Origin of the sequence: Blastococcus sp. Marseille-P5729 (genome assembly GCF_900292035.1) — a bacterium.
Classification (GTDB): domain Bacteria; phylum Actinomycetota; class Actinomycetes; order Mycobacteriales; family Antricoccaceae; genus Cumulibacter.
The window spans coordinates 54,748-64,598 of record NZ_OMPO01000003.1 but is presented as its reverse complement, the minus strand read 5'-3'; the positions used below and the strand labels follow the sequence as shown (position 1 = coordinate 64,598).

Annotated in this window: 11 protein-coding genes; 2 read left to right on the top strand and 9 right to left on the bottom strand. The window is 69.2% G+C overall.

The window, feature by feature from the left end; translation table 11 throughout:
• The first annotated feature begins 114 nt into the window (after nucleotides 1–114).
• Nucleotides 115–930 (top strand): LPXTG cell wall anchor domain-containing protein, encoded by an 816-nt coding sequence (locus tag DAA40_RS16255; protein ID WP_158716437.1) that lies wholly within the window; start codon nucleotides 115–117, stop codon nucleotides 928–930.
• A 106-nt stretch (nucleotides 931–1,036) separates the two neighbouring features.
• Here the strand turns inward: DAA40_RS16255 and DAA40_RS13185 are convergent, their stop codons facing one another.
• The 4 genes from DAA40_RS13185 to DAA40_RS13175 form a co-directional block, all read right to left on the bottom strand.
• Nucleotides 1,037–1,717 (bottom strand): aminodeoxychorismate/anthranilate synthase component II, encoded by a 681-nt coding sequence (locus tag DAA40_RS13185; protein ID WP_106850568.1) that lies wholly within the window; start codon nucleotides 1,715–1,717, stop codon nucleotides 1,037–1,039.
• A gap of 105 nt (nucleotides 1,718–1,822) precedes the next feature.
• Nucleotides 1,823–1,978, bottom strand: a complete 156-nt coding sequence (locus DAA40_RS16500) for a hypothetical protein (RefSeq protein ID WP_199849772.1) — start codon at nucleotides 1,976–1,978, stop codon at nucleotides 1,823–1,825.
• Nucleotide 1,979: 1 nt separating this feature from the next.
• Nucleotides 1,980–3,038 (bottom strand): class E sortase, encoded by a 1,059-nt coding sequence (locus DAA40_RS13180; protein WP_234356381.1) that lies wholly within the window; start codon nucleotides 3,036–3,038, stop codon nucleotides 1,980–1,982.
• A gap of 152 nt (nucleotides 3,039–3,190) precedes the next feature.
• On the bottom strand, nucleotides 3,191–3,964 hold the full coding sequence (locus tag DAA40_RS13175) for a DUF881 domain-containing protein (protein WP_106850566.1): 774 nt from the start codon (nucleotides 3,962–3,964) through the stop codon (nucleotides 3,191–3,193).
• Nucleotides 3,965–4,029: 65 nt separating this feature from the next.
• On the opposite strand from DAA40_RS13175, the gene DAA40_RS13170 reads away from it, so the two are divergent.
• Nucleotides 4,030–4,299, top strand: a complete 270-nt coding sequence (locus tag DAA40_RS13170; RefSeq protein WP_106850222.1) for a cell division protein CrgA — start codon at nucleotides 4,030–4,032, stop codon at nucleotides 4,297–4,299.
• 332 nt (nucleotides 4,300–4,631) lie between these two features.
• On the opposite strand, the gene DAA40_RS13165 is transcribed toward DAA40_RS13170, so the two are convergent.
• From DAA40_RS13165 to DAA40_RS13145, 5 genes are all read right to left on the bottom strand, one after another.
• Nucleotides 4,632–5,615, bottom strand: coding sequence for an acyl-CoA dehydrogenase family protein (locus tag DAA40_RS13165; protein ID WP_106850221.1), 984 nt, complete (start codon nucleotides 5,613–5,615; stop codon nucleotides 4,632–4,634).
• The gene (locus tag DAA40_RS13160) at nucleotides 5,612–6,814 is read right to left on the bottom strand and encodes an acyl-CoA dehydrogenase family protein (protein WP_106850220.1); all 1,203 of its coding nucleotides are present in this window, start codon (nucleotides 6,812–6,814) and stop codon (nucleotides 5,612–5,614) included. Before DAA40_RS13160 ends, DAA40_RS13165 begins: the two co-directional genes overlap by 4 nt.
• A 27-nt stretch (nucleotides 6,815–6,841) precedes the next feature.
• Nucleotides 6,842–7,633: an enoyl-CoA hydratase gene (locus DAA40_RS13155; RefSeq protein ID WP_199849771.1), complete on the bottom strand. Its 792-nt coding sequence runs from the start codon at nucleotides 7,631–7,633 to the stop codon at nucleotides 6,842–6,844.
• An 87-nt stretch (nucleotides 7,634–7,720) separates the two neighbouring features.
• The gene (locus DAA40_RS13150) at nucleotides 7,721–8,482 is read right to left on the bottom strand and encodes a 3-hydroxyacyl-CoA dehydrogenase (RefSeq protein WP_106850218.1); all 762 of its coding nucleotides are present in this window, start codon (nucleotides 8,480–8,482) and stop codon (nucleotides 7,721–7,723) included.
• A 102-nt stretch (nucleotides 8,483–8,584) separates the two neighbouring features.
• On the bottom strand, nucleotides 8,585–9,739 hold the full coding sequence (locus tag DAA40_RS13145; protein WP_106850217.1) for a thiolase family protein: 1,155 nt from the start codon (nucleotides 9,737–9,739) through the stop codon (nucleotides 8,585–8,587).
• Between the last annotated feature and the right edge of the window lie 112 nt (nucleotides 9,740–9,851).

The window sequence follows — 9,851 nt, the reverse complement described above, 5'->3', positions numbered from 1 at the left end:
GCCAGGTGCCCTCAGGGTGACCAGTTGGTGGATTCCGCTGCCCGATGGCCCCGGCTCGTCTTACAGTGGTCTTACCTGCATCACCCGTCGTACGCACTCCAGGAGCCATTGCCCATGAGCCGTTCCTCCCGCGTGACCCGTGTCGTCGCCTCGGCAGCCGGTGTCGCCACCGCCGCCGTCCTCGGCACGTCGAGCCTCGCTGTAGCGCAGCCGGCCGGCCTGCCCGAGCCGGCCGAGTCGGCGGTCGTGGAGCAGCCGACCGCCGGCGACGACCCGCAGCAAGCGGCTTCCACGTCGCAGGCGGCCGCGGACGAGGTCGCACCCGACGATGTGGTGGCTGACGACGTACCGGCCGGCCCCGGCCCCGGCGACGACACCCCGGGCGGCGACACGCCGGGCGGAGGGGACACCCCCGGCGGCGATACCCCGGGTGGCGACACCCCAGGCGGAGGGGACACCCCCGGCGGCGACACCCCGGGCGGTGGTACCGACACGCCTCCGGGTGACGGCAGTGAGGGGACCGTCCCGCCGCTCCCGCCGATCCCGCCGGTGGATCCGGAACCGACCCCGGACCCGGATCCCCAGCCGGAGCCGGAGCCGGAGCCCACTCCCGCGCCGAGCAGCCCCGGCACTGGTGGTGGAAACCAGGGCGGTGGCACCGGTGGTGCGAATCAAGGCGGCGGCACCGGTGGTGGCAATGGCGGCGGCGCTGGTGGTGGAAGCCAAGGTGGCGGCCAGACCGGCGGCGGTTCACAGAACGGCGGCAGCCAGAGCGATCCGACCTATGTCCCGCCGACCTCCGGCACCGGCTCCAGCTCTCCCGAGCTCGCCGACACCGGCACCGCGGCGGAGGCTCTCGCGATCGTCGGCGGCGCACTGCTGATCACCGGCGCTGCACTCACCCTGGCTGGACGCCGCCGCAAGGCGTAGCTCACCCGAACTCGCGGGCGGTGCGCTCCTGGATCTCTCCTGCACGCTGAGGTCCTCGGTGCGCCGGCTGCCACGTGGTTTCGCGGCTGTCCTGGACGAACGCGAGCTAGACGAGCGAGAAGTGCGCGTCCGACCGGACGTCGTCGAGGGCGGCGTCCAGCTCGGCACACCGCCTGAGCGCCTCGGCGCAGCCGATCGAGTCCAGCCAGTTCGCGACGATCCGGTAGCCGTTCTGGGTCAGCACCGACTCCGGGTGGAACTGCACGCCGTCGATCGGCAGGCTGCGGTGCCGCAGCGCCATGAGCAGGCCGGACGCCGTCCGCCCGGTCGGCTCGAGCTCGCCGGGGAGCGTCGCGGCGTCCACGACCAGTGAGTGGTAGCGGGTCGCGGTGAACGGGCGCGGCAGGCCCGCGAGGACGCCGACGTCCTCGTGCTCGACCAGCGAGGTCTTGCCGTGCAACAGCTCGGGCGCGTGGACGACCTCTCCTCCGAACACCTCGCCGATGCACTGATGCCCCAGGCACACGCCGAACAGCGGGAGGGAGCGTTCGGCCGCGAGCGCGACCATGGCATTGGAGACCCCGGCCTCGGCGGGGGTGCCGGGACCGGGGCTGATCAGCACGCCGTCCGGCTCGTGCTCCTCCAGCAGTCGCCGGGCACCGTCGGCGTCCGGCGGGACGACGTCGTTGCGGACGGTCACCGGCTCGGCACCCAGCTGGGCGATGTACTGCACCAGGTTGAACACGAAGCTGTCGTAGTTGTCGACGACCAGCACCTTCTTGCTCATCGACCACTCCTTCACCAGCTCGGCGGCTGCTCCTGCGGGGCTGTGGGCACCGCTACGGGCACGATAGCGGTCTCCATTGTCCCGCAGACGAGCTGGGCGGCGGCGCTAGTCCACCGTGACGTTGTTGTAGGGCATGTACGGCTCGATGAGCGGGAAGATCACGAAGAACAGCAGAGCGACCACGAGCAGGAACAGCACGAGTGCCTGGGCCGCCTTCGCTCCGGTGCCGCCCGGGAGCTTGCGCCAGATCCACGAGTACACCTCAGCCTCCGTTCAGCGCCGGGACGTCGCCGGGGTTCGGGTACTGCGACTTCGGCAGCGGGTCGCCGTCCAGATATCCGTGGATGATCATCCGCTCGGCAGCCGAGAACTTCGGATGGCAGGTGGTGAGAGTGACCAGCTTCTGGGTGGGCTCCACGCCCTCCTGGTCCGGTACCGGCGAGATGACCTGGTAGTGCGAGGGCGTCGTGACGAACTGGCCCTGGATGTCGCCGTACGCCGGATCGGAGTACTCGCCAGTGTCGGCGTTGCCGATCACTCGGTAGACATACCAGTAGGACTGGGTCTCGAACACGATCGCATCGCCGGGCTCGAGCTTGTCGACGTTCAGGAACGGTGAGCCTTTGCCGACGCGGTGCCCGGCGATCGAGAAGTTGCCGACCTCCCCGGGACCGGCCGTGCCCTCGTAGTGTCCGGGACCCTTCTCCAGCGCCTCGTTAGTGGTGCCCTCGACGATGACCTGGGCGTAGTCCGGGCCGAACGCCGGGACCCGCATGACCGCGAAGGCGTCACCCACCTCGACGTCCGCGAAGTTGACCTCCTGGGAGGGGTCGGCCTCCTCCGCAGCCCACTGGTCGTGCAACTGGTCGTTGAGCCGGTCCTGCTCGCGGGCGTTGAAGATACCGGTGATGAAGGCCTCGTAGACGATGAACAGCAGGACGACGACGCCGAGCGTGATCAGCGTCTGACCGATGCCACGCAACCCCATACGCCACCACGAGTCGTCAACCTCCGACCGCGCGACCTGCGACCGTCCGGTTTGCGAGGCGCCGACCAGTGCTGCTTCGGCGATGCCGTCCGAGGTCTGCGGCTGCTCGGTGTCAGATTCTGCCCAGTCCTCGGCCGAGGCGGGGGTCTCCGGCTCGTCGGCCGCATGCGGGGTCGCGACCCGGCCACCCTCAGCCGCCTGATCGCCGCGGACGGTGGCGAGAATCTCGGCTACCGAGCGTCCGCTGGTCTCGTCGTGGCGGGGATGCGAACGGGCAGAGTCCGCCGCGGTAGCGCGGACGCCGTCGTCGCGCTGTTCGTCGTGCGCAGGCATGCGGCTGTACTTCTCCTCTACACGTCATAACGTGCCGCGAACCAGCCCGGGCAGATGCCCGTCGTGGGCTCGCGACGCCGGACTCACCCAACCACACCCCGCGGAAACTCGCTGTTAATCGGCCAGTCGCGCAGCGAGGGTTCACCCACTCGTCACTCGCGGACCGCGGTCGCGTGCGAGATGCCGATCGTCCCGTCGTACGCCGGGATGGTGACCTCCTGGAGCGCCTCGACCTCGTAGCCGAGCCCGAAGGCCTCGACCGCGTCGAGGAACAGCTGGACGCCGGGCGAGTCCTGCAGGGCTTGTTGGATGGCGTCGTGGTCGCCGATCGCCACAATCACGAAGGGCGGCGAGTACACCTTGCCGCCCAGCAGCAGCGTGTTGCCCACGCAGAGCACCGACGAGGTGGTGATGATCCGTTGGCCCTGGATCATCACGGCGTCCGCGCCGGCGACCCACATCGCGTTCACGACGCCCTGCACGTCGCTCTGGTGGATCACCACGTCGTCCGGCCGGGCACCGGCCGGCAGCTCGCCGTCCGGCCCGAGCGGTGCGTCGGTCAACGTCACCCGCACCGCCGGCCCGCGCACCGGGCTGAACCCCGCGGCTCGTTCGGCATCGCTCGTCTGCTCGGCGAGCGCGGCCAGCCCGCCGTCGTGCTCGGTGAGGGTCTGGGTGAGGACGTCGATCTCGGTCTGCAACGTCTTGCGCTGCTGCTCGAGGCCGTCGATGCTGCGCACGCGGTCGCGGATCACCTGCTCGATCCGGACGCGATCGCTGCGCAGGTCCGTGCCGTCGGCGGTGCTGGAGCTGATGGCGAACAGCAACCCCGAGACCAGCGCGATCACCGGCACCGCCACCGACCACGCCGAAGGCCGCGGCAGACGGCGCTGCAGCAGGCGCTCACGCAACGATCGACGGGCCATCTGCCCATTGTGCCCGTTGATGACAGGTACCCTGGGAAGAGTCGTCTGGTACGAGGAGAACATCAGTGCCCAAGTCAAAGGTTCGCAAGAAGTCGGTCTACACGCCGCCCGCGGACAGCCCGCTGAGCAGCAGCCGCGCGACCCTGCGCGAGCCCAGCCCCTCCTGGTGGGCGCCGGTCATGCTGCTGTTCATGCTCGCCGGCCTGGTCTACATCATCGTTTTCTACGTCCGGGGTGACGTCATCCCGTTCATGGTCTCGTTGGGCGCGTGGAACTACGCCGTCGGCTTCGCCGCGATCATCGTCGGGCTGTTGATGGCCATGAGGTGGAACTGACCCCGCCTCCGCGCCCCCGAGCCCGTCGTCCACATCGGACGGCGGGCTTTTTGCACGTCCCGGCACTGAACTACACGCCTGTAGTTATACACAGGACTTATCCACAGTGGGGATAACTACAGCTGTGTAGTTATCGCAGTAGGGACGGCGTCCGGCCGACCGAGACGGCGCGACAGCGAGCTGAAGGGCTGGCTGGACGTGGATGCGCACGTCCTTGAGGACGACGCCCAGCTGGGGCGCTGGGTGCGCACCGGGCTGGACTACGCACGCTCCCTGCCGGCGAAGCAGTAGCAGCAAGGCATGTCGTCCGCAAACGACTTTCGCACCACGACCTAGGAGGATTGGCCGGCGTCGGTGGCGAAGGACAGCCGCGAGACCTGCTCGAAGTGGTGATCGGCGCTGCCGAGCAGCAGCCGGTCCACCTTTGCGCGCCGCCAGTACAGGTGCGCGTCGTGCTCCCAGGTGAACCCGATGCCGCCATGCACCTGGATCAGCGTCTCGGCGGCCGAGTCCACCGCTTGGGCGGCCTGGGCCTTGGCGGCGGACGCCGCCAGCGCCAGCTCGTCGTGGCTGTGGTTGGCGGCCCACGCCGCCCACCACACCAGCGAGCGCAGCTGCTCGACCGCGACGTACTCGTCGACCAGCCGGTGCTTGACCGCCTGGTAGGAGCCGATCTTGCGCCCGAATGCCTCCCGCAGGTTCGCGTACTCGATGCCCAGCTCCAGGCATCGCCCGGCGGTGCCGAGGTCCTCCGCCGCGAGCATCACCATGGCGCTCAGCCGGGCCCGCTCCCACTCGGGGACACCGGATTCCAGCGGCTGGGCGTTCGTCAGGGTGACCCGCGCGAGCCCGCGCGTCGGGTCGATCGGCTCACCGGCGTCGACCTCACCGTCCCCGATCATCACCTGCCCGTCGCGGATCGCCAGGAACCGGTCGGCGCCGACCGCGTCGATTGCGATCCCGTCATCGATCACGGCGTACGCCGTCGATCCGTCCGCGAGCCCAGTCAGCAGGTCCTCGTTCTTGCTTAGCAGGATCGCCGCGCGGACGGCGGTGACCATGGACGGCGAGGCCAGGTGCCGGCCGGCCTGCTCGGCCACCACGGCGGCGTCCAGCACGCTCTGCCCGATGCCGCCCGCCGACTCCGGGACGGTGATCCCGTAGAAGCCCAGCTCGGCGATCTTCTGCAGCCCGGGCGAGGCCGGGGCGCCGTCGGCCAGCATGGCGCGGGCGCTGGCGGCTCCGGCGTTGGCCGAGAAGAATTTGCCCGCCATCTCGGCGAACTCGTGCTGGCCCTCGTCGAGGTCGAAGTTCACTGCTTTCCTCCTGGCACGCCCTTGTCGGTACGCGGCTCGCCCGGCAGCCCGAGCACCCGCTCGCCGATGATGTTGCGCAGTACCTCGTCGGTGCCACCGGCGATCGCCAGACCAGGCAGCTGAGCCTGGGAGGACTGCCAGGTACCGTCGCCGTCCGTACCGGTGGCGAACAGCCCATCATTACCCAGCAGCCGCACCGCGAGGTCGGTGCCGCGCCGGGCGGCCCGGGTGCCGGCCAGCTTTCCTGCGGACGCTTCCGGGCCGGGCTTCTCACCCTTCGAGAGCTTCGACAGAAGTCGATATCCGGTGTACTTGGTGCCGAGCTGCTCGACGAGCACCTCGCCGAGGTCGCGACGCGCGGTGCCGCGGGCGCTCTCGCTCAGGTCGGCCATGCGGTCGCTGACCATCGCGATCAGCTTCTCGGGTTCGACACCGAGCGCCCCGCCACCGCCGCCGACGGCGACCCGCTCGTTCATCAGCGTGGTCAGCGCCACCCGCCAGCCGTCGTTTACCTCGCCGAGCCGCTCCTCGTCGGGGATGACGACGTCATCGAAGTACACCTCGTTGAACTGCGACTGCCCGCTCATCTGGCGCAGCGGGCGCACCGTCACGCCCGGGGCCCGCATGTCGACGACAAACATCGTCAGTCCTCGATGCTTGGGCTGGGTCGGGTCGGTGCGGGTCAGCAGGATCCCGTACTCGGAGTACTGTGCGCCGGTGGTCCAGACCTTCTGCCCGTTGATCCGCCACGAGCCGTCGGCCTCCTGCACCGCGCTGGTGCGCAGCGCGGCGACGTCCGAGCCGGCGGAGGGCTCGCTGAACAGTTGGCACCACATGTCATCAGCGCGGAACAGCCGCGGCAGCCGCGCGATCTGCTCGGCGCTGCCGTGCGCCGCGACGGTGGGCGCGCACATGCCGACGCCGATGTAGTTGGGAATCTGTGCCAGCCCGGCGCGGCGCATCTCCTGGTCGACCAGCGACTGCTGCATGGGAGTGCCGCCCTGGCCACCAATCTCCCGGGGGAAGGCCACGGCCACATAGCCCCCGTCGTACAGCGTCGCCTGATGGGCCCGGAGCCGGTCGATCGTCTCCGGGCTGGTCCGCAACGAGGAGGGCGCGAGCGAGTCGGCGTTCTTCTCGAGAAACTCGCGCACCTCCGCTCGGTAGGTGGCCTCTTCTGGGGTGTCGTCGAAGTCCACTACGCCCTCCTCGTTCAGTGCCTTCTACTAGTCGCCGGTGAACTTGGCTTCGCGCTTCTCCAGGAACGCGGCGACGCCCTCGGCGTTGTCCTTGCTCTTTAGCAGCTCAGCCTGTCCCTTGGACTCGCGCTCCAGCGCCGCGCTCAGCAACGAGATCGACGAGGCGTTGATCGCCGCCTTGGTCTTGGCGTACGCGCGGGTGGGTCCGGCCGCCAGCTTCTTGGCCAGCGCGCTGACCTCAGACTCGAAGTCGTCGTCCGCCACGACGCGGGAGATCATGCCCCACTCCTTGGCCTCGGACGCGCTGATCTTCTCGGCCATCAGCGCCATCTCCATTGCGCGGGCGCGGCCCACGGAGGCCGCGACCCACAGCGTGGCGCCGCCGTCCGGCATCAGGCCGATCCGGCTGAAGGCCAGCAGGAAAGACGCGGACTCGCGGGCGATGACGATGTCGCACGCGAGCGCGTACGAGACGCCGACGCCGGCGGCGATGCCGTTGACGGCGCCGATGACCGGCTTGCTCATCTGCGAGATCAGGGTGACGGTCTGGTTGGCGTAGCTCAGCAGGCTGCCCTCGCCCACCAGGTCATCCGAGCCGGACTCCTCCCCCTTGTCGCGAGCCAGGTCGGCGCCGGCGCTGAAACCGCGCCCGGCGGCGGTCAGGACGACGACCCGCACCGCGGAATCGTTGTCGGCCGCCTTGAGCTGCTCGTAGAGCTGCTTGGCGAGGGCGGCGTCCAAAGCGTTGAGCTTCTCGGGCTTGTTCAGGGTCAGCGTGAGCACGCCGTCAGCGAGCTCCTTGGTCAGTGCGTCAGACATGGGGTCCATTCCTAGGTACGCGAAACGGCGGGTTCCGGTTCCACGCTATCGGGTGAGCGTGTCCGCAGAAACCCGCCGCGTCGGGGTCTACTTGGGGGCCATCCGGATGGCGCCGTCGAGGCGGATGGTCTCGCCGTTGAGCATCGGATTGTCGATGATCGAGGCCGCCAGCTTGGCGTACTCGGTGGGATCGCCCAGGCGGCGCGGATGCGGGACCTGCTTGCCGAGCGAGTCGAGCAGCTCCTTCGGGGCGCCCATCAGCAGTGGCGTCATGAACAGGCCCGGGGCGATCGTGCACACGCGGATCATCATCGAGCTCAGGTCGCGGGCAATCGGCAGCGTCATGCCGACGATGCCGCCCTTGGACGCCGAGTACGCCGCCTGCCCGATCTGGCCCTCGAAGGCCGCGACCGAGGCGGTGTTGATGACCACGCCGCGCTCGCCGTCCACCGCGTCGTGCTTCAGCATGCGCTCTGCGGCCAGGCGGATCACGTTGAAGGTGCCGATCAGGTTGACGTCGATTACCTTCTTGAAGTGATCGAGCGGGTAGGGGCCCTCCTTGCCGACGGTGCGCTTCGAGCCGCCGATGCCGGCGCAGTTGATCGCCACGCGCAGCTCGCCGAACTCGTCGGCGACGTCGAGCGCCTTCTTGACGTCGTCCTCGCTGGAGACGTCGGTCTTGACGAAGCGGACCGCGTCGCCGAGCTGCTTCTCGGCGTCCGCGCCCTTGTCGTCCTGGACGTCGAGGATGACGACCTTTGCACCGAGCTCGACGAGCCGCTCGGTGGTGGCCAGCCCCAGGCCCGAGGCGCCACCGGTGACGACGGCGACCTTGCCGTTGATGTCCATGTCTTCTCCTTGCGTGATGAGGTTCCGGACCTGCGGGGCAGTCCAGACCGCTATCGCGCCGATAGCGTGCTGCACTGCCCCGCAGAACGGAGGAAGGTGGGGTTAGAGCAGCTCGAGGATGGTCGCGTTGGCCTGGCCGCCGCCCTCGCACATGGTCTGCAGGCCGTACTGCACCTTGTTCTCGACCATGTGGTGGATGAGGGTGGTCATCAGGCGGGCGCCCGATCCGCCGAGCGGGTGACCAAGAGCGATCGCGCCACCGTTGGGGTTGAGCTTGGACTGGTCGGCACCGGTGTCCTTCAGCCACGCCATCGGGACCGAGGCGAAGGCCTCGTTGACCTCAAACGCGCCGATGTCGCCGATCGACAGACCAGAGCGCTCGAGCACCTTCTGGGTAGCCGGGATCGGCGCGGTCAGCATGATGATCGGGTCCGAGCCGGCCAGCACGGTCGTGTGCACGCGCACGAGCGGCTTGAGGCCGAGCTCCTTGGCCTTCTCGCTGGTGGTGACCAGCAGCGCCGCCGAGCCGTCGGAGATCTGCGAGGCATTGCCGGCCGAGACGACGCCGTCCTCCTTGAACGGAGTCGGCAGTTGCGCGAGCTTCTCGACGGTCGAGCCACGGCGGATGCCCTCGTCCTTGCTGACCACGCCGTCGGCGGTCTCGATCGGCAGGATCTGCGAATCGAACAGGCCGTCGTCCTGAGCCTTGGCGGCCTTCTCGTGCGAGGCGATCGAGAACTCGTCGAGCGCGGTGCGCGACAGGCCCCACTGCTCGGCGATCATCTCCGCGCCGATGCCCTGGTTGGGCATTCGGATGCCGTCGTAGCGGTCGCTGAAGGCCTGGGGGATCGGGCTGCCGAGGTCCTTGTTGGAGGTCGCCGAGCCCATCGGAACCCGCGACATCATCTCGACGCCGCCCGCGACGGCGACGTCGTACTGCCCCGCGATGACACCCGCGGCGGCGAACGCGAGGGCCTGCTGCGAGGACCCGCACTGACGATCGACGGTGGTGCCCGGCACCGACTCCGGCCACCCGGCGGTGAGGACGGCGGTCCTCGCGATGTCGAAGGTCTGCTCGCCGACCTGGGAGACGCAGCCCCAGATGACGTCATCGACGACGGACGGATCGATGCCCGAGCGCTCGGCCAGGCCCTTCAGCACGGCGGCCGACAGATCGGCGGCGTGGACGCCGGACAGCGCACCGTTGCGCTTTCCGACCGGGGTGCGTACGGCTTCGCAGATGACGGCGTCGCGCATGGGTGGTGCCTCCATAGAATCGTGGGTACTCGCCCGACTATATGACGCCAATGTCAGGTTCACTAGAGCCAGGTGGCAGCGCGGTCGTGACGGCACCCACTGTTTCGTACTG

Excerpts from the sequence above, each read along its gene's own strand:
- DAA40_RS13150 (WP_106850218.1), bottom strand. The coding sequence starts at position 8,482 with ATGGACATCAACGGCAAGGTCGCCGTCGTCACCGGTGGCGCCTCGGGC.
- DAA40_RS16255 (WP_158716437.1), top strand. The coding sequence starts at position 115 with ATGAGCCGTTCCTCCCGCGTGACCCGTGTCGTCGCCTCGGCAGCCGGT.
- DAA40_RS13185 (WP_106850568.1), bottom strand. The coding sequence starts at position 1,717 with ATGAGCAAGAAGGTGCTGGTCGTCGACAACTACGACAGCTTCGTGTTC.
- DAA40_RS13145 (WP_106850217.1), bottom strand. The coding sequence starts at position 9,739 with ATGCGCGACGCCGTCATCTGCGAAGCCGTACGCACCCCGGTCGGAAAG.
- DAA40_RS13180 (WP_234356381.1), bottom strand. The coding sequence starts at position 3,038 with ATGCCTGCGCACGACGAACAGCGCGACGACGGCGTCCGCGCTACCGCG.
- DAA40_RS13175 (WP_106850566.1), bottom strand. The coding sequence starts at position 3,964 with ATGGCCCGTCGATCGTTGCGTGAGCGCCTGCTGCAGCGCCGTCTGCCG.
- DAA40_RS13155 (WP_199849771.1), bottom strand. The coding sequence starts at position 7,633 with ATGTCTGACGCACTGACCAAGGAGCTCGCTGACGGCGTGCTCACGCTG.